Origin of the sequence: Mesorhizobium sp. BR1-1-16, from assembly GCF_020165495.1 — a bacterium.
GTDB lineage: Bacteria > Pseudomonadota > Alphaproteobacteria > Rhizobiales > Kaistiaceae > Kaistia.
This window is the reverse complement of record NZ_JAIUIE010000004.1, coordinates 103,762-122,577: the sequence shown is the minus strand read 5'-3', so window position 1 is coordinate 122,577 and position 18,816 is coordinate 103,762. Positions and strand designations below refer to the sequence as shown.

General features: G+C 62.9%; 15 protein-coding genes. 7 read left to right on the top strand and 8 right to left on the bottom strand.

Annotation, left to right across the window (positions count from 1 at the left end; translation table 11 throughout):
• Positions 1–17: 17 nt before the first annotated feature.
• Genes LB518_RS11215 through LB518_RS11195 form a run of 5 tightly spaced genes read right to left on the bottom strand, consistent with a single transcriptional unit; the run spans position 18 to position 6,816 of the window.
• Positions 18–1,514: a sugar ABC transporter ATP-binding protein gene (locus LB518_RS11215; protein WP_224577438.1), complete on the bottom strand. Its 1,497-nt coding sequence runs from the start codon at positions 1,512–1,514 to the stop codon at positions 18–20.
• Entirely contained in the window at positions 1,511–2,635 is a 1,125-nt protein-coding gene (locus LB518_RS11210) for a hypothetical protein (RefSeq protein WP_224577436.1), read from the bottom strand. Before LB518_RS11210 ends, LB518_RS11215 begins: the two co-directional genes overlap by 4 nt.
• Positions 2,632–4,755, bottom strand: coding sequence for an ABC transporter permease (locus LB518_RS11205; protein WP_224577434.1), 2,124 nt, complete (start codon positions 4,753–4,755; stop codon positions 2,632–2,634). The genes LB518_RS11210 and LB518_RS11205 overlap by 4 nt, the downstream gene beginning before the upstream one ends.
• A gap of 27 nt (positions 4,756–4,782) precedes the next feature.
• A complete protein-coding gene (locus LB518_RS11200) occupies positions 4,783–5,793 on the bottom strand; it encodes a sugar ABC transporter substrate-binding protein (RefSeq protein WP_224577432.1) in 1,011 nt (336 codons plus the stop codon).
• A gap of 39 nt (positions 5,794–5,832) precedes the next feature.
• Positions 5,833–6,816 carry an ABC transporter permease gene (locus tag LB518_RS11195; RefSeq protein WP_224577431.1) on the bottom strand — a complete coding sequence of 328 codons (984 nt, stop codon included), beginning with the start codon at positions 6,814–6,816 and terminating at the stop codon, positions 5,833–5,835.
• 216 nt (positions 6,817–7,032) lie between these two features.
• On the opposite strand from LB518_RS11195, the gene LB518_RS11190 reads away from it, so the two are divergent.
• From LB518_RS11190 to LB518_RS11165, 6 genes are all read left to right on the top strand, one after another.
• Positions 7,033–7,773, top strand: a complete 741-nt coding sequence (locus tag LB518_RS11190) for an SDR family oxidoreductase (protein WP_224577429.1) — start codon at positions 7,033–7,035, stop codon at positions 7,771–7,773.
• A 216-nt stretch (positions 7,774–7,989) separates the two neighbouring features.
• Positions 7,990–8,433, top strand: coding sequence for a MarR family winged helix-turn-helix transcriptional regulator (locus LB518_RS11185; protein WP_224577426.1), 444 nt, complete (start codon positions 7,990–7,992; stop codon positions 8,431–8,433).
• A 32-nt stretch (positions 8,434–8,465) separates the two neighbouring features.
• A complete protein-coding gene (locus LB518_RS11180; protein ID WP_224577424.1) occupies positions 8,466–9,029 on the top strand; it encodes an isochorismatase family protein in 564 nt (187 codons plus the stop codon).
• Positions 9,030–9,031: 2 nt separating this feature from the next.
• Positions 9,032–9,361 (top strand): hypothetical protein, encoded by a 330-nt coding sequence (locus tag LB518_RS11175; RefSeq protein WP_224577422.1) that lies wholly within the window; start codon positions 9,032–9,034, stop codon positions 9,359–9,361.
• Positions 9,362–9,482: 121 nt separating this feature from the next.
• A complete protein-coding gene (locus LB518_RS11170; RefSeq protein ID WP_286198665.1) occupies positions 9,483–10,820 on the top strand; it encodes a DHA2 family efflux MFS transporter permease subunit in 1,338 nt (445 codons plus the stop codon).
• Between the two features lie 730 nt (positions 10,821–11,550).
• A complete protein-coding gene (locus LB518_RS11165; RefSeq protein ID WP_224577418.1) occupies positions 11,551–12,519 on the top strand; it encodes a crotonase/enoyl-CoA hydratase family protein in 969 nt (322 codons plus the stop codon).
• A gap of 49 nt (positions 12,520–12,568) precedes the next feature.
• Here LB518_RS11165 and LB518_RS11160 read toward each other — a convergent pair whose 3' ends face one another.
• Both LB518_RS11160 and LB518_RS11155 read right to left on the bottom strand, forming a co-directional pair.
• Positions 12,569–15,073 (bottom strand): sensor histidine kinase, encoded by a 2,505-nt coding sequence (locus tag LB518_RS11160; protein ID WP_224577416.1) that lies wholly within the window; start codon positions 15,071–15,073, stop codon positions 12,569–12,571.
• Entirely contained in the window at positions 15,057–17,243 is a 2,187-nt protein-coding gene (locus tag LB518_RS11155) for a putative bifunctional diguanylate cyclase/phosphodiesterase (RefSeq protein WP_224577414.1), read from the bottom strand. The genes LB518_RS11160 and LB518_RS11155 overlap by 17 nt, the downstream gene beginning before the upstream one ends.
• Positions 17,244–17,747: 504 nt before the next feature.
• Between LB518_RS11155 and LB518_RS11150 the strand changes: the two genes are divergently transcribed.
• Positions 17,748–18,305, top strand: coding sequence for a DUF305 domain-containing protein (locus tag LB518_RS11150; protein ID WP_224577412.1), 558 nt, complete (start codon positions 17,748–17,750; stop codon positions 18,303–18,305).
• Between the two features lie 20 nt (positions 18,306–18,325).
• Here LB518_RS11150 and LB518_RS11145 read toward each other — a convergent pair whose 3' ends face one another.
• Positions 18,326–18,757 (bottom strand): HIT family protein, encoded by a 432-nt coding sequence (locus LB518_RS11145; RefSeq protein WP_224577410.1) that lies wholly within the window; start codon positions 18,755–18,757, stop codon positions 18,326–18,328.
• Positions 18,758–18,816: the final 59 nt, after the last annotated feature.

The following is an 18,816-nucleotide window of genomic DNA, read 5'->3' as shown; positions in this document are numbered from 1 at the left end:
CTCGCCTGTCGCCGCGGTCAATGGACCGCGGCGTACATAATCCGCGCTTCGGTCGCCTCGGCCGGCGCCATTTCCTCGACGACGCGGCCCTGCCGGTAGATCAGGATGCGGTCGGAGAGCGCGAGCACCTCCGGCAGATAGGACGAGATCATCACGACGGCGATGCCGCTGTCGGCGAGCTGGTTGATGAAGTTGTGGATCTCGACGATCGTGCCGACATCGACGCCGCGGGTCGGTTCGTCGAGGATCACGAGCTTCGGCGCTTGCACGAGCGCCTTGGCGATGACCACCTTCTGCTGGTTACCGCCGGAGAGCTCGATGATGCGGGCATTCGCGTCGATGGCCCTGACGCCGAGACGGGCCGACCACTCCTTGGCCAGATCACGCGCCTCGGCCATGGAAACGACCGCGAGCGGATTATAGCCCTTGGCGAGCTTGCCGACCTGAACGTTGCCGGCGATCGACATCGTCTCGAAGAAGCCCTCGACCTTGCGATCCTCCGTCACGTAGACGATGCCGTCGAGCACGGCCGGACGCGGCGTCGCATAGCGCACCGGCCGGCGGTTCAGACGAATGCTGCCGCCGTGGAAGAAGTCACGCTTCAGCACGCCGGCGACGATCTTCATCGTCTCGGTCCGTCCCGACCCGACCAGTCCGAACAGCCCGGTCACCTGGCCGGCATAGACCGAAAACGAGGTGTTGCGCACGGTATTGCCCATCGAGATGTTCTCGATGCTCAGCACCTTCTCGCCGTAGGGCCGCGGCGTGCGCCCGCCGGCTTTGTTGTAGAGTTCGCCCGAAAGCGTGCGGCCGACCATGGCCTGGATGATGCGCTCCCGGTCGAAGTTTTCTGTCTTGTCGGTGACCACCACCTCGCCGTCGCGGAGCACTGTGATGCGATCCGAGAGCATCAAGGCCTCCTCCAGCGCGTGGCTGATGAAGACGATGGTCATGCCCTGTTCCTTGAGGCGCCGGGCAAGGTTGAAGAAGTGGAACTTTTCTTCCGGCGTCAGCGTCGCCGTCGGCTCGTCGAAGATGATGAGGCGCGCATGGTGATGCACGGCGCGGGCGATCTCCACCATCTGCTTCTTGCCGGCGCCGAGCGACGAGACAAGCGCCATCGGATCGACATAGAAGTTGAGCGACAGCAGGAAGCGCTGCGCCTGGATGTAAAGGCTCCGCAGCCGGTTGAAGAACTTTTCGTCGCCGAGATATATGTTCTGCGCCACCGTCATCGAGGGCACGAGATTGGTCTCCTGGAAGACCATGGCTATGCCGGATGCCAGAGCCTCCGCCGGCGAGGCGAGCTTCACCGGCTTGCCGTCTACCAGCATCTCCCCTGCGGTCAGCGGATAGACGCCGGCCAGGATCTTGGTGAGCGTCGACTTGCCGGCGCCGTTCTCGCCGACGATGGCGTGGATTTCGCCCTGCTCGAGGGTCAGGTCGACATCCTTGAAGGCGGGGATGCCACGAAACTCCTTGGTCGCCCGGCGAAGTTCGATGAAGGCAGTCATAGGGGGCGCTCCGTCATGCGAGCCGGCTCCAGCGCGACGATGGCACCCGCGCCTTTCGCACCGACGAAGAGAATGCCGGCGCGCTCGGCAAGCGAGGTGACGCCATGGACTTGGCCATCGGCGCGGCTGTGCCAGCTGGCGCGCGGCCGCATGCGTTCGTCACAAAGCGCAACGAGGCCATAGGACCAGCTCGGCGACCATGGCTTCAGCATGTTGAGCTTCTTTCGGGCCCCGCCCTGGATCGGCTCCAGGAAGCTGCGGCCACTCATCAGCGCCGGTGCGATCCAATAGGCGGGATCGATCGTCTCGATCATTTCCTTCCGATAGTCGTCTTCGGTCAGCACGAATTCGACCAGCGCGTTCCGCGGCGCGAAGAGCGAGAGCCAGAATCCGCCGGCCGTCGGAACGATGCGGCTCGGATAGGCAGGAAGATCCTCCAGCCGAACCTCCGCATCCGTCCGGCCGCCGCCAAACGCCACCACCCTGTGGCGCCAGGCCTCGGAGACCAGAATGTCGTCGCCGGAGGCTGCCAGTCCCGATGGAAAAGCGAGGTCGCGGCCGATCAACGTCGCGCGCCCCGAGGTCAACTCAATCCGCCAGACGCTGCCACTCCTGCCGCGCCCCATCAGGTCGCGCTTCCAGTCCGAGGCCTTCACCGTGTTCGAGCCGTTCGCAACGATCAGAACATCGGCGCCGGCGAACAGGACTGCGGTCGGACAGCGCAGCGCCGTGCCGCCGGCCTCGCGCATCATCGTGCCGTCATGCCGGCCGCCGAGGATCGTGATGCCCGCGCCGTCGATGCCGATAGCGAGCGCGTCGCTTCCGTCGGAGGCGATGGCCGAGATTGGCCCGCTCAGCGTCTGTCGCGCCGCGATGGCGAGGCCAGGCGTCCTGCGGGCGGGATCGGCTCTGAGTTCCAGCGTCAGAAGTTCGGCGCCGGTCGAGCAGACCAGCCCGCCGGATATCGCGACCAGATTGTCGATATCGGGCAGTTTCAGAGCCACGGCCGCATCGTCGAGCGCGGTGTTCGGCTTGAGTGGACCTTCCATCGGCAGGATGGCGCGGCCATCGATATCGAAGCCGCGAAATTCGGCATAGGCTCGCTTGAGCGCGGAAATCATCGGCTCGGCCCCCAATAGTCGTCCTGCGCGCACCAGTCTGGATTGGCGCCGGGAATGCGGTAGCGGCCGATCCGGTTGTTGGAGACGCCACCGAGATAGAGCCAGCCGCGATGCTCGCGCATCGAGGTGATCATCGGATGGTTCTCGCCGCCGAGATCCCAGAGGCTTTCCAGGATTTCGCCGGTATCGCTGAACTTCACCACGCAGCCGGTGTTGATGTTCGGGAAGAGCCACTGGTCTGGGGCGACCCGGCGCGCCATGCGGCGGCGGAAGCCAGGCATGCGCATGGCAAGGTCAAGCGCCGGCGTGCGCATGCCAAGCAGTGCCATCCAGTAATTTCCATCGGATGCACGGTTGATGTTGTCGGGATAGCCGGGCAGGTCGGAAATGATGCGCTCGATGCTGCCCTTCTTCGGGCCGTTGAACCAGTAGCGGCTGATGCTGCAGGTCCAACTCTCGGCAAACAGGAACGACTGGCCGTCGCGGCACATGCAGACGCCATTGGCGAAGACCAGCTTCGGAATGTCGGTGCGCGTCGTGTTGCGCTTCGGATCATAGACGATCATCCGGCCACTCGCTCGACTCTCGAGCGCGTCCGTCGCCCAGTCCTCCTGCTCGTAGCGGATCGTCGCCTCGCTGAAGAAGACGCGGCCATCGGGCGCGATATCGAGATCGTCGGCGAGGCGCAGCCGGGAATCATCGACCACCGAGAAGAGGCTGCGATTGGTCTCGTCGGTCAGCTTGGTCACTGTCTTGTCGGGCGCGACCTGGTAGAGCCCCATGCCGCCGATGCAGACGAGGAGGTTGCCCGCCCGGTCGAATGCCATGCCGAGCGGATGGCCGCCGATATGAGCGAAGACCTCGCTGCGCGTGTGGTCCGGCCCGAAAAAGCGGACGATGTCACCGAGACGGGTGCCGCAATAGAGATTATCGTCGCGGTCGAGGATGACATCCTCCGGCCCCTCGATCTCGCCGAGGCCGATGATCTCGACCGTGCGCAGTTTGTCGTTGAGCGCATAGGGCGAACCCGGCGCCGTGGTGTCCGGCGCTGGGGGCAGCGCCAGATGGACCGGCGAGACATAGACCTTGGCGAGCAACCGGCTGCGCTGCCGCATCCAGCGCATGTCGATGAACACGGAGAACAGCAGCACCGCGCCGAGAATGGTCGAGGTGACGGGACCGCTGACGCCGAGATTGACGAGGCTGTTGGTGAGGAGCAGGACAAGGGCTGCGCCCATGACCGCCTTGGCGACGGAGCCACGTCCACCGCCGATCGAACTGCCGCCGAGCACGGCCGCGGTCAGCGCGGAAACCTCAAGCCCGACACCGGTATCGGCGCCCGTCGAGCCGAGCCGCGCCGCGAACAGGAATCCGGCGATCGAGCAGAGCAGACCGGACCAGACATAGGCGAAGAACACCGTGCGCCGCACCTTGATGCCGGCATTGTGGGCCGAGCGGCGGGCGCCGCCGACAGCCGTCAGACGCCAGCCCGGGCGCATGCGTGAAAGCACGACATGCCAGACGATCGCAATCAGGGCAGCGACGAGGAGCGAGAACGGGATGCCGAAGACGGTTCCCTCGCCAATGAAGAACAGCAGCTCGGAATCCGGGAGGCCCGAGATGATCGCCGTCGACTTGCTGAGGAACAGGAGGTCATAGATCGAGCGGAAGATCATCAGCGTCACGAGCGTCGTCAGGAACGCACGGAGCCGCAGATAGCCGACGAGATAGCCGTTGATCGCGCCACAAAAGGCACCGAGTGCCAGCGTGACGAGGATGACGAGCGGCGTCGGCCATGCCTCGACATTCGTACCGATCAGCGAGGCCAGCACCGACAGCGTGAAGATCGACGCCACCGAGAGATCGATGCCGCCCGATAGCATGACGATCGACAGACCGAGCACGATCAGACCGAACTCGGCGATCTGCCGGCCGAAATCCGAAAGGCTCGAAGCGGAGAAGAAGTCCGGGATCAGCGTTCCGAAGACCGCGATCGCGATGATGAGCGCGAAGAACGGGACGACATTGTCGATCCAGCGCTTGGTCAACAACTCCCCGAGCAGATGCTCGGGGAGAAGCCGGGAGCGAAGCCCGACAAACAGTTTTTTATGATTGGCCATTGTCGGATCGCTTGTCGCCCGCTGTACTTACTTGAGCTGGTCCAAGGTCCAGCAGCTGCGCGGCGAGATGGTGTCCTTGGTCTGGAGCGTGAGCGGCGTGAAATAGGTCGACTTGATCTCGCCCGCCTTGGCCGGCGAGAGAAGCAATTGCACGATCGCCTGGTTGAGCGCGTCGCCCTGCAAGGGCACGTCATAGCTGACGATCAGGTCGAGCAGGCCCTTCTCGATATTGTCGCAGCCCGTCTTGCTGCCGCCGCCCGAGGTGACGATGTAGACCTGGTCCGACTTGCCGGCCGCCGCCACCGCCGCGCCCGCGCCGACGTCCTGGTTGTCCCAGTTGCCGACGATGCCGCAGAGGTCCGGATGCTGCTGCAGCACCGTTTCCGTGATGGCGCGTGCCTTGGCCGGATCGTAGGTCGCAGCCTGGTCGGCGACGATCTTGATCGCCGGATCCTGCCCGAAGACGTGATAGTAGGCGTAGAGTTCGTAGAGGTTGGAGGCAGCGGTCGGCTGGCCTTCGAGGATGGCGACCTTGCCCGACGTGCCGCTGCCCGTGCCGCACTTCTTGACGAGCGCCTCGGCCTCGATCAGGCCGACCTTCACCCAGTCGGCGCCGACATAATAGTCGGTCGGTACGGTCGCTTCGAGATTGACCTGCAGCACCTTGATGCCGGCCTGGACCATGCGCTGCTCGAGGCGGGCATAGGACTGGAGGTCCGGATTGTGGATGATCGCGAGGTCCGGCTTCTCGGCGATGATCGATGTGATCGCCCGCGTCCCGGCATCCGTGCTCCAGTTCGGATCACGGATCTCGAAGCTGTAGCCGAGGTCGGCGGCCTGCTTGCGCATGATTGCTGCCCAACCTTCGGTCAGGTCGAAGCCCATGGCGAGCGGCACGAAGACAACCTTCTTGCCTTTCAGGCCCTCATAATAGGGGTCGCGCTTGACGTGGTTATCGAGACCCTTTTCCTCGGCATGCGCGACAGTGGCGAGACAGGCGACAGCAAGGGCTGCCGGCAGAAGCTTCATCCATTTCATGATAGTCCTCCCTTTATTGTTGTATTTCCGCCCGTGACGTCAGATGTCGCCTTGTTCTTGTTGCGCTGTCTGCTCGTCACGCGGGTTGACGATGCTGTCGATGATGATGGCGATGAGCAGGATGACGCTCTTGATCAGGTTCTGCTGGGTGTAGGCAATGTCGAAGATCGTCATGCCGTTGAGCAGGATGCCGACCAGAAGCGTGCCCACGAGCACGTTGCGCACCCCGCCGCGCCCGCCACTGAGGCCGATGCCGCCGAGCACCACGACGAGCAGCACGTCGTAGATCATGGTGGAGTTGTAGACGCGGGTGCTCATGCCGGAATTGGCGGCTGCCATGATCAGGCCGGCCAGATAGGCGATGATCGCGGTGATCACATATTGCGCGACGACGAGCAGGCGCGTCGGGATGCCGGCGACGCGGGCCGCCGACGGATTGTCGCCCGTCGCGTAGACGAAGCGGCCGAAGCGGGTCCATTTGAGCAGCGCCCAAACCAGCAGCGCCAGTGCCGCGAAGGCGACGATCATCATCGGCACGCCGAAGATCGTCGCGCGGGCGAGGAAGTCGAAGAACTCGGAGCTGGCTGGCGTGTTCTGGACATCGACCTGGAACAGCCAGGCCCGGCCGCTGCCATAGACGATCAGGCCCATCGCCAGCGTCGTGAAGATGGCAGGAATGGTGGCGTAGGCGATGAGGATTCCGCTGGCCAGCCCGACGACGATCGCAAAGACGAGGCCGATGAGGAGCGCTGTGCCGAGCGGCAGACCGGTATCGGCGAGCGCCAGGCTCCATGAGACCGAAACAACCATGGTCGCGACCATGGCGAGGTCGATGCCCCGGCCGATGACCACGAGCCCCATGCCGAGACCGAGAATGCCGAGAATGGCGACGCTGCGCACCAGCGCCACAAGATTGCCGGCCGTCAGGAACCTGTCGAGCGTCACCGCGAAGATGACGAACAGGACCAACGCCAGGAGGAACACGACGCCTTCCTGCGTAAGCCTCAGCCTGACTGCCGCCATACGTCCGGCAGAACGACCGCCTCCTCGATCCAAGGCCATCCCTGATCCGCTTCCCCGACGTTTTTTGTCTTGTCAGGAGCATTGCCATTTCCCGATCCGGGCGAAATGGCTCGATACGGATATCAGTTATGTTTGCCTCGGCCATTCCACCGCAGGGGCCATGGCCGCTGGATGCAGCGCTGCAAATCAACGCAAGGGAGCGAGGCGAGAAACGCTATGGCAGATGAGGTCAGAACCGCGCTTGTGACGGGAGCCGGCAGCGGCATAGGCCGGGCGATCGCAACAGCGCTCGTGCAGGCCGGCTACCGTTTGGTCGCTGCGGACATCGATGAGGCGAGCGTCGGGCAATTGGCGGCGGAGTTCGGGGCGGATCTGGTATTCCCGCTCCGCCTCGACGTGACCGACAAGCCAACCGTCGATGGCCTGCTCGATCGGATTCCGGCGGCGATTCAGCCGATTGATGTGCTGGTCAACAATGCGGGCCACGACATTGGCGGACGCACGCGTTTCGACATCGGCTCGGCCGACGACTGGTCGAACATCATCGACACCAATCTCGCAGGCACGATGCGGGTGACCCGCGCCATCCTTCCGCAGATGGTGGCATGCAACCGCGGCGACATCGTCAATATGAGCTCGATCAGCGCCATTCGCCTGGTGCCGGACATGGCCGCCTATACCGCGTCCAAGGCCGGCATCCGTGCGTTCACCGATGTGCTGCGCGGCGATCTTGCCGAAACCGCGATCCGCGTCACCGAGATCCTGCCCGGCCTGACGCGCACCAACATCATCCGGAAGCGCCATCGCGGCGATGAGCAGGTGGAGCGCGAATATTTCGAGCGCTACAAGGTCGCGCTGGAGCCGGAAGATATCGCGCGCTCGGTGATGTTCGCCCTGTCGCAGCCGCCACACATGCAGATTGCCCAGATGTACATCTTGCCGATCAACCGTTGGTGAGAGGCCGGGCCATGCTTGGCTGAACGCGTCTCGCTCGCCAATTCCAACCGAGTAGCACAGGGTTCACCTAGGCGCGCCCATGGTCCACGGCGGTGCTGCGCATCCATGGGCTGACGGTCCATGCTTGCCGCCAGCCGATCAGCGCCGGAGTGCGCCCGTGCGCCATATTGTCAGTTGAACTTGCCAGTTTGACTGATGATATGCTATGCATAGGCCATGAGCAGCAAACCTGACAGCCCGATATCAGCCGAAACGGTCGTTCCCGCTCTGACGCAGGCCATTGGCCATCTCATCCGCCAACTCCGGGCCGAGGCAAATCCGGGCGGTCTCAATCTCTCACAGACTGCCGCTCTCGCCATGCTGGAGGAGGCGGGCGGCATGACCAACGCCGATCTTGCGCGCACGCAAGCGATGAAGCCCCAGTCGATGAGCACGATCCTGGCCGGCCTCGAAGAGGAGCGCCTGGTCGAACGCAGTCCTCATCCAACGGACGGCCGCCAGATCCTGTTTTCGCTGACGCCCGCGGGTGCCGAGGCGAGGCGAAAAAGGAGCACGGCAAAGCATGAATGGTTGTTGTCGGCCGTGGAAAAGCTCCATCAGGCCGAACGACAAACCCTGCTCTCTGCCTCCAGCATCATCCGCGGCCTGAGCGGTTCGTGACGTTCCTCGCCGTGTGACCGAAAGGAATCCCAATGACCGTGACATCGCTCGACCCCAAGACCGCGCTCCTTGTCGTCGATCTTCAGAACGGCATCGTTGCGCTGCCGGGCATTGCACATCCGATCAAGGACATCGTCGAACGCGCCAGCGCCTTGGCTGCCGCCTTTCGCGAACGGGGCCTGCCGGTTGTGCTGGTCAATGTTGCCGGCATGGCGCCGGGCCGGACGGAACAGCCGAGAGCCCTGCGAGACTTTCCGGCTGGGTGGACCGATCTCATTCCCGAACTAAACCGGCAGCCACAAGATCACGGCGTGACAAAGCACACACCCGGCGCCTTCACCCGGACCGATCTTGAGGCTTATCTGAGATCGCGGGAGGTCACGCAGGTCGTGGTCGTCGGTGTTGCCACCAGCAATGGCGTCGAAGTGACCGCGCGCCAGGCCTATGAGCTCGGCTTCAATGTCACGCTCGCCACCGACGCCATGACCGATGTTCATGCCGACGCCCATGCCTGGAGCGTGACGCGTGTTTTCCCGAGGATAGGAGAGACGGGGACCGCGCAGGAGATCATCGATCTTTTGCCAAGGGGTGCCTGACCATGAACTGGCTCCATGACATATCCTACCTGTTCGGTGGTGCCTTCCTCGCCAATGCGGTGCCGCATTTCGTCAGCGGCGTGATGGGACGGCCGTTTCAGAGCCCTTTTGCCAGGCCTTCGGGCGAGGGTCTCTCGTCCTCGACTGTGAACGTGCTTTGGGGACTGGCAAACTTCGTCATCGCATATCTTCTGATCGCCCGCGTTGGAGACTTTGACCTTCGCGCGGCCGATCAGGCCATCGCCGTTGGCGCGGGCGTGCTGCTGATCAGCCTGACGTCCGCGCGTCTGTTCGGGCGTTTCCACGGTGGCAACGCCCCCGCGGGCTCCTGACAAGGATCTGGCGCATGCCCGAGGGTCCCCGCGATCCCCAACCCGACGCGGCCGTCGCCAACACGAGCGCCCGGACTCCGATCGGCTCGATCCGTCCGTCTGGAAGATCGCGACCGTTGCATTGTTCGGTGGATTGCTCGCCCAGCTCGACGCAACGATCGTCAATATCTCCCTGTCGAACCTTGCCGCGGATCTGCACGCCAGCCTTGGTACGATCCAGTGGGTCACGAGCGGCTACCTTCTGGCTCTCACCCTTGTCCTGCCGCTGAATGGATGGCTGGTCGACCGCATTGGAGCGAAGGCGCTTTATCTCTGGTGCTTCGCCGGTTTCGCGCTGTCTTCGGCATTATGCGCGGCCGCCTGGTCGGCGAATTCCCTGATCGTGTTCCGCGTCCTGCAGGGCATCAGTGGTGGTCTGCTCGCCCCCATGGCGCAGATGATGATCGCTCGGGCGGCCGGCAAGCAGATGGCGCGCGTGGTTGGCTATATGGTGCTGCCGGTCCTGTTGGCGCCGGTCCTTGGTCCCGTCATCGCCGGCGCCATCCTGCAATATGCGTCATGGCGCTGGCTCTTCCTCGTCAACCTGCCGTTCGGGGCGCTCGCGATCCTGCTGGCGATCCTGTTTCTGCCGTCGGACCGGGACAAGGCGACGCGAAGGCAACTGGACTGGCTGGGTCTTGCGTTGCTCTCGCCGGGGCTGACGCTGTTTCTCTATGGCTCGGACAAGATCAGCCAGACGACGGGTCGCATGATTCTTGTGGCCGGTGTCGTCATGATGGCTGCCTTTCTCTGTACGGCTCGGCGAAAAGGCAGTGACGCGCTGGTCGATATCCGGCTGTTCAAGGGCAAAGTCTTCTCGACCGCCGCCACGACGCAGTTTCTATCGAACGGCGTCCAGTTCGCGGGACAGATGCTCATTCCAGCCTTTCTGATCCAGGCATGCGGCCGCACGCCGGGTGAAATGGGCTGGATGCTTGCGCCAATCGGACTTGGAATGATGGTCACCTATCCCTTGATGGGCACGCTGACCGAACGTTTCGGCATCCGCCGCGTATCCGCTGGCGGCGCGCTGCTGACATTCGTCGCCACGACGCCGTTCCTCTATCTCGCCACTCACGGCTTCGCGTTGTTCGTCCTCATGCCTGCGCTCTTTTTCCGGGGCATGGGTATGAGCGGCGTCGGATTGCCATCAATGACTGCCGCCTATACGTCGGTCAGCCGGCAGAACCTGCCGATGGCGACGACCTCGCTCAACATCGTTCAGCGTCTCGGCGGTCCGACGCTGACGACACTCTGTGCATCCTTCCTCGCATGGAAGATCGGACCGCAGGTGGCGGGACACGCGGTCTCGACCGCCTATGCCTGGGTGTTCCTGCTGCTCTGCGGGCTTCACGCGCTCACCTTCCTCGCCGCTGTCCGATTGCCGCGCCGTCTGGAAGACGTGACGATCCATCAGTGATGCGCGGGCCGCGTCCAGAGTTCATGAAACCCTTAGCGGGTCGATCGGTCGCCTCAGCTGGCGATCCAAAGCCGCTCGATGAGCCTCGCCTCTTGACGCTCGTCCATGGTGGGGCCGGGCATTCGGCGGGCACGCGAGACGCATAGGCTCTTGCGGCGAGCAAGGTCATTGCTGTCCTGCTGCGCACATCGAAAACAGATCATCGCCACGGTGGCATCTACGCTGGGCCGCGACGAAGTCGATCGCGTCGATGGCCTCCTGCAGCAGCCGCCCGCATCCTCGCTCGAAGATTGCCGATCCGAACCGGGGCCATCATCGCCACCTCGGACGAGACAGATGGATCCCGAATGCTTGTCCGCACCAGAGAGTATTTCATATTATCATCACAATAATAAGTATCAGCTTAAACGGCGCCAAGGCTAAAAGAACATTAATATAATTCGACTTCAAATTAAACTGCAATTGGCATTCAATCATGTCGATTAAATCATAAAATATTCGGAAAATACGGGAGGCAAAAAGAGAGATATATATTGTCTCGATGTCGGATGCACGCTTGCGACCGGTGCGGGTCACAAGGCGTTGAAACGGCCTTCGCGCCCGGCTCGTAACCGCGTGTTCGTCGTTTCTACTTATCGTAATGTCTCTTGAGGCCAATCTGCTGGCCGTAATGCCGGCAAGCCTCCACAGTGTGAACGCGGTTCCCTCAATCAGAAGATGGAAAGAGCAGATGTCTGCAATCCTGGCGAAGAACGAGCCAATTGTACTGAACGAAATCAGAGCTGAGCAACAGCACCTGGCGACGGCCCAGGCTGTGCGGGCGATCAACGATCTCGGCTATGACAACCTTCAACTCAGCATCGATACGCGTGAAGCGACCTGCTGGTGCTTCATGGATCCGGTGGACAAGCCCTCCTACACCCATGAATTGATGAACGATATCAGCAGGATGCAGGGCGCCATCACCCGTGCCTTCGGCAATCTGCCGAACCAGGCCGCCGCGCCCTTTTCGTGGTTTGTCATGGCTTCCGCCGTCCCCGGGATCTACAATCTCGGCGGTGACCTCGGTCATTTCGCCGAGCGGATCCGCAGCCGGGACCTGGAGGCGATGCGGCACTACGGTCACGTCGCCGTAGAGGCCATCCACCGCAATGCAGTGGCTTTCGACGCGCCGATCGTGACCATGGCATTGGTTCAGGGCGATGCTCTCGGGGGCGGATTCGAGCACGCCCTGTCTTTCGACCTGATCGTTGCCGAGCGCAGCGCGAAGATGGGTCTGCCCGAAATTCTCTTCAATATGTTCCCGGGCATGGGCGCATACAGCTTCCTTTCACGGCGCATGAGCCGCGACAAGGCGGAGGCGCTCATCCTCTCGGGCCGGATTCACACGGCCGAAGAACTCTATGAGATGGGTGTCGTCGATGTCCTGGCGGAAGACGGAGAGGGGCAAGCGGCTGTGGTTGACTACATCGCGCGCCACAACCGCAAGCACAACGCCCACCAAGCCATGTATCGGGCGCGGCGGCGCGTCAATCCGGTGACGCTCGACGAACTGATCGACGTCGTCGACATCTGGGCTGAAGCGGCATTGAATCTGACGGAGGCTGATCTCCGGAAGATGGACCGGCTTTGCTCGGCGCAGAACCGCCGGCTCGCGAACCTTCAGTCTCAAACGCCCGCTCTCGTGGCGGCTGAATGACGTCTAAACGGCTGGATGCGCTCCCGCCGCATCCAGCCGCGTCGACGGTTCATCCGAGGCCGGCTTCGCGCGCCGAATAGGCGCGCATGGCCCGTTGAGTCCGCTTGAGTTCGGCACGGGCCTGACGCGTGAAGTCCGAGGCGCTCGCTCTCAATGCGTCGCCGCGCAGGTCTCGCCAACTCGAACAGATCGAGCCGATACCGACCGCGCCGATATTGGCAGAACTGCTCAGCAGCGCATGGGCATCGCTGCGAAAGGTCTCCAGATCGCCATCGGCTGCGCTCTTGATCAGCCTTTCCAGGATGACTTCGGCGTCTGCCAGAAAATCCTCCATCAATTCGATCACGAATTCCGGGCTTCCGAGTGTTTGCAGCCTCTCGATCACGACCTCGTCGAGGCTTGGTGAGGCATGCGGGCGAACGACCATCGGCCGCATGGCGATGGTCTTGCCGCTTTCCCGCCGGTCAAGGGCCATGCCGTCGATCACGGCCAGCAATGCGGCGGGCTCCACCGGCTTGATGAGACAATCATCCATGCCGGCGTCGCGCCAGCGGCTGTCATTCAGAGCCGTCGCGTCGGCCGTCAAGCCCACGATGGGAAGCCGCCGCTCGCCCGTGGCGGTCACGCGGTAGAGCTTGGTGGCCTCCAGCCCGTCGGTGTCGGGCATGTTGAAATCCATCAGCACGATGTCGAATTGATCGGCCCGTTCCTCAAGAAGGTCGAGTGCCTGGTCGCCGGACTCCGCAATTCGCACGGAATGGCCGGCAGCCTCGATGATGCGGGAGAAGACCCGCTGGTTGATGCGGTTATCATCCGCCAGCAGAACCCGGCGCGGCCGGCGGATCGGAATTGCCGCTGGCGGAAGTGCCTGCGCAACCGATTGCACCGGGGCGACAAGCCGGCAGGCCAGGATTAGCGCGTGACGCATCTCCGCCGCCGTCGGGTTCTCGGAAAGCAGCGTGGTGTAGCGCCGGCGGATTGCCATATCTGGCAGGGTCGACGTGGCCTGCGGCCGAACCAGAACGGCCTTCGGAGCCTGACCGAACGCGCTCGGAGGTGAGAGCGGGAGATTGACGCTTTGATCGTCGAAGATGAGCCGAACGGCGTTGGTGGCCTGCGGCGGGAACATGCGCGCCGGCCCCATGCGGGGGTCGGCGATCATCGGCAGGACGCCAAGCTCATCGAGGGTGGCCAGCACGCCCAATAGCGGTGCGGTATCACGGCAGACGAGAACCACCCCACGTTCACGCCAGGGCTGATCGACAGCTATGTCTTCGTCCGGCAGCGCCGTGGCGAGAATGTCGAAACGGAAGGTGCTGCCTTCGCCAGGCACGCTCTCGACCGAGATCGAGCCGCCGAGCAGGACCACCAGCCGTCGCGCGATGGCCAGGCCGAGGCCGGTACCACCGAACCGGTTCATGATGCCGGGATTGGCCTGGGTGAAATCCTCGAAGATCCGCGCCTGATCCTTTGGCGCGATGCCGATGCCGGTGTCGGAGATTTCCATCATCAGTTTGACGCTGCCGTCGTCCCGTCGCTCGCCGTCCACCGCGATTGTCACGCCGCCGTCGCGGGTGAATTTCACGGCATTGCCGACAAGGTTGACCAGGATCTCGTGCAGATGTTGCCGGCTGCCGAGCAAATGCAGCGGCGTACGCGCCGTGACATGGATGTCGAAACTCAGGTCCCTATCCCGGATCTGGCTTTCCACCAGTCGGCGCGCATCGACAAGCAGCCCTACGAGGTCGACAGCCTCGCTAGAGACCGGCATGCGTCCGGCCTCGATGCGCGAGAGGTCGAGCAGACTGTTGATCAGTGATTGCAGGGAACGGCTCGCGACGTCTACCGTCTCGACCATGTCCCTCTGGTCGGCTGCGAGCGTGGTGCCGCGCAACAATCCCGTCATGCCGACGATCGCGGTCAGCGGCGTTCGCAATTCGTGGCTGACGCTTGCCAGGAAGAGGCTCTTGGCCTGGCTGGCCTCCTCGGCCGCCTCCGTTGCCTGGGAGAGCTTGCGGATCAGCGTGCCGGCATAGGCCGGCAGGATGACAAGCCCGCCGACCAACCCGGCCGAGAGGTGCCATTGTTCGGACCAGAACGGGGTCGTCAGCACGACGATCCCGAACGAGATCGTCGCCACCGGGATCGCGATTGCGAGCGAGGCCAAGCCGAACCGGAATCCGTTGCCGAAAATGATCCAGAGGTAGATCGGAAAGAAGAGCGAAGCGACTTCGGCTCCCAGATGCAACTGCCAGGAAAGAAAGCCGCAGTCCATCAGCAAGGCGAAGATGCGCCGGGTCCGTGACACTCCGGGAAAGAGCAGGATATGGCAGAGGACGCCGATCGCAAGGGGGATGTAGAGCGCCATCACCCCCAATGCATAGGGAGGATCATCCGTGTGGCGCGTGACGAGCAGCACGACAACGATGACCGCCGCAAAAGCGAGCCGGTTGAAGCTCATCTCATGTTCGCTGTCGGGCCGATCCTTGAGTCTTGCGGCCGCCCATCGAAGCGGCTTGCCCAACAGCTGGAGCACTCTAGCCGATGCGCTCATGCTCGCTCTCCATCGGGTCCTGTCCCCGTCCGGAGTTCCTCCTGCCAAACTGTACGGCCCAATCGGCCAGTTCGTCAGCCGGAACGGGCCGGCTGAAATAATAGCCTTGAACCTCGTCGCACCCTTCATCGCGCAGAAGCTGCAACTGGGGCGCTGTCTCGACACCTTCGGCTAGGACCTGCAGATGCAGGATATGACTGAGGTCGATGATGGTGCGGACAATCGCCAAAGCGCTGGGATCGCTGCCGAGATCCTGCACGAAGGATCGATCGATCTTGAGCCGATTCAGCGGGAAGCTGCGAAGATAGCCGAGCGATGAATAGCCTGTACCGAAATCATCCACCGACAGGGTCACCCCGAGCGAGCGGAGAATGCTCATCTGCTTGACGATCTGTTCGTCGTTCCCCAGCAGAATCCCTTCCGTCAGCTCCAGTTCGAGCGATGTGGCCCGCATGCCGCTCTTGAGAAGGGCTTCCTTGACGAGGGTTTCTACACCCTGACGTTTGAACTGGATGGGCGACATGTTGACGGCGACGCGCAGGTCGCCAAGGCCTGATCTGTCCCATGCAGCCCCCTGGCGGCAAGCTTCGTTCAAAACCCATTCATTGATCGAAAGGATGAGGCCGGTCTCTTCAGCAAGACTGAGGAATGAACCGGGAGCCAACAGGCCGCGCTGCGGATGCTGCCATCGCAACAAGGCCTCCACGCCGACCAGCCTGTTGCTGTGGAGATCGATCTGCGGCTGATAATGCAGCACGAATTCCTGGCGCGAGAGCGCGCCCCGCAGTTCGGTCTCGAAATACGCTGTCTCGCTCGCGCGCGGACGCATATCGGCAGCGAAGAGGCGCCATGTACTGCCGCCGAGCGACTTAGCGAGATACATGGCCTGATCGGAGTTCTTCAGCAGCTCATCCGGGTCTGTACCGTCGAGAGGCGCCAGTGTGACGCCGATGCTGGCGCCGATATTCAGGGAAAAGGGGCTGCTGTCGCCGCTGTTCAGCAAGTCGAGGATCGACTGCGCCATCCGGCCTGCGTCTTCCGCACTGTCGATATCGGACTGGAGCACGGCGAATTCGTCGCCGCCGAGGCGCGCGACCGTATGACGTTCGCCAACGAGGCCGGAAAGGGCGGCCGCGACGCGCTGCAGCAACTCGTCGCCCCAATGATGGCCATGCGCATCGTTGACCGCCTTGAACCGGTCGAGATCGATGAAATGCAGCGCAAAATTCTGGTCACCCCTGCGTCCCCGCGCCAGTTCGCGCCGCAGATGGTCACGAAGCATCGGCCGGTTGGGCAGACCGGTGAGGGGATCATGGTTCGCCAGATGGAGCAGGCGCCGCTCTGCATAGCGTTGATCGGTGATGTCGATCGATGTGGAGAGAACGCTCGCGATCTCGCCGTTGCCATCGTAGAGCGGGGCCTTGCTCGTCAGATAGATTCGGTTCTCGCCGTTGGGCGCCAGGACGTCCTCCTGGCGTGACGAGATCGGCCGGCCTGTCTTCAGAATCAACTGGTCGAGCCGGCGGCTGATGAGAGCCCGCTCCTCGCCCATGAGAGCCTCGATGGGCTGACCGACCAGATCGCCCGGTGCCTTGCCGAGGAACGCAGCCTGATGCGCGTTGACGAAGACGCATCGGCCGTCGCGATCTGTTGCGCTGATCATGGCCGGCACGGTGTCGATGACCTGGGCAAGGGCCTCGCGGCTCTCCCGCAGCAGCTGCTCCTTTGCGTTCAGGGTGATCTCGAGGATGTCGGCGCGCTTTGCCAGCAGGAGCTGCTGCATCCTGAGTTTCAACAGGTTCTTGGCCCGCGCCAGGAATTCGACATGGTCCACCGGGCTCAGCAGGAAGTCCGTCGCCCCGGCCTCAAGCGCCGTCACCCGAAACTGATGATCATTGTAGGCCGTGATGACGATGATCGGGGCGTCACGATTATGGGCGTTGCTGCGAACGGCTGCAGTCAGCTCGGCACCGGAAATGCCGGGCATCTTGTAGTCGGTGATGATCAGATCGACCGTATTCTCTTCCAGCCAATCAAGGGCCTCGCGCGGATTCCCGAAAGCGCGGATCTCCAGCGTGGAGTCGAGCTGCTTCGCCAGGCTCGAATAGATGCGCCGGTTGGTCGAACTGTCGTCGACGATGAGGATCTTGTGTATCAGTTCTGGCGCCATGGACACACAGAATGCCTCTTGCGGTAGCGTTAGCACCGGGAACTTCAACGACCGCAAGACGGGCAACTTGGTCTTGCGGGCGGCCTGGGAACGTGGTCAGCCTGGATCTCTGCGTATATGCCGCTGGCCGACCAAGAGATAGCGACGCCTCGACGATCTGACCAGATTTATCATCAGTCAAGGTTGTACCGTGGGCCTTGACGGCAACGACGAAATCTGCGGGCCCGGCGGTGATGACCATGTGGACGGCGGCGAGAGGCGGTGGTCTTCGGTGATAGCGGCGCCGGTCGCCTCATGGGATGTGCCAGCGGTGAGACGCTCCTAGCCGTCAGGATGCGCCGGGTCGGGCAGCGATGGGCACTTTCTTCAACGTTTCGACGGTGACAAGGCCCTTTGGCGTGACATCAAGGCGGCACCCGGCGTTATAGGCGCCTTCGATTCAGCCGCTCTCGAACGGAAACCATGTCCGAGCCAACGGGTTGGTCACCGAAAGGCAGGCTTCCGATGAGCTATACCCGTTTCGCAGCGATGATCGTCACGTCGACGGTCGTCATGTTCGGGCTGATGTACCTGAACACCTATGCGCTCGAACATATCGAATTCAGCCAGACGCGGATGTGGATGGCGTTGGTGATGGGCGCGGTGATGGCGGTCATCATGCTCGGCCTCATGTGGGGCATGTACAGGAATCGCGCCGCCAATATCGCGATTCTCGCCGCCGCAGCCGTCGTCTTTGCGGGTGCCCTGTGGCTGGTCCGCAGTCAGGAGACGGTCGATGACGTCGCCTACATGCGCGCCATGATTCCTCACCACTCGATCGCCATCATGACCAGCGAGCAGGCTCATATCCGCGACCCCGAGGTTCGGGTTCTCGCCGATCGCGTCATCGATGCGCAGGTCCGCGAGATTGCCGAGATGAAGCGCCATATCGCGCGTCTGGAGGCCAATCCGACCCCTGCGGGAAGCCCGGATCTGCAGTCTTATCGCGAGCGCGGCGTCCCGCCGCCGCCGCCCGAGACTGACGAGAGCGCCGGCGTGGATACCTTGACGGTGCCGCGCTGAGGCGTGAGCAGACCGCCGATTTAGAGCGGATGGGACGGACCGAGCTCCTCCGCCAGCCGACTTTTCATCCGATCCGCGAATCCATCGGGAAGCTGCCGGGCGCTGCTGCGCTGCGCGGGCAGCCAGACGGGCTCGGGGAATGTCGGGTCATCGCGGAAACGCGGGATGACGTGCACATGAAGATGCGGCATGCCCGTTGCCAATGACGCAATGTTGATCTTGTCGGGCGCGAGTTCGGCCCGCAGGGCCCGCTCCAGCGCCAGAACGGCTTGCAGAGCCATGCTCTGCTGCGGCGCCGGGAGATCGGTGATCTCGGCGACATGCTCGTTCCAGATCACTCGCGCCCAGCCTTCGAAGCCAGTCTCATGCACGAGGACCACCCGGTAGAGGTCACCGGCCCAAAGCCTGTCCTCGTTGATGCCCCGGCAATGCGCGCAAGCCAATTCCGCCACTTCGCTCTCCTCCAAAGTCCGAACCTGTTGCCAACATCATACGTCATATCTTTCTCGTC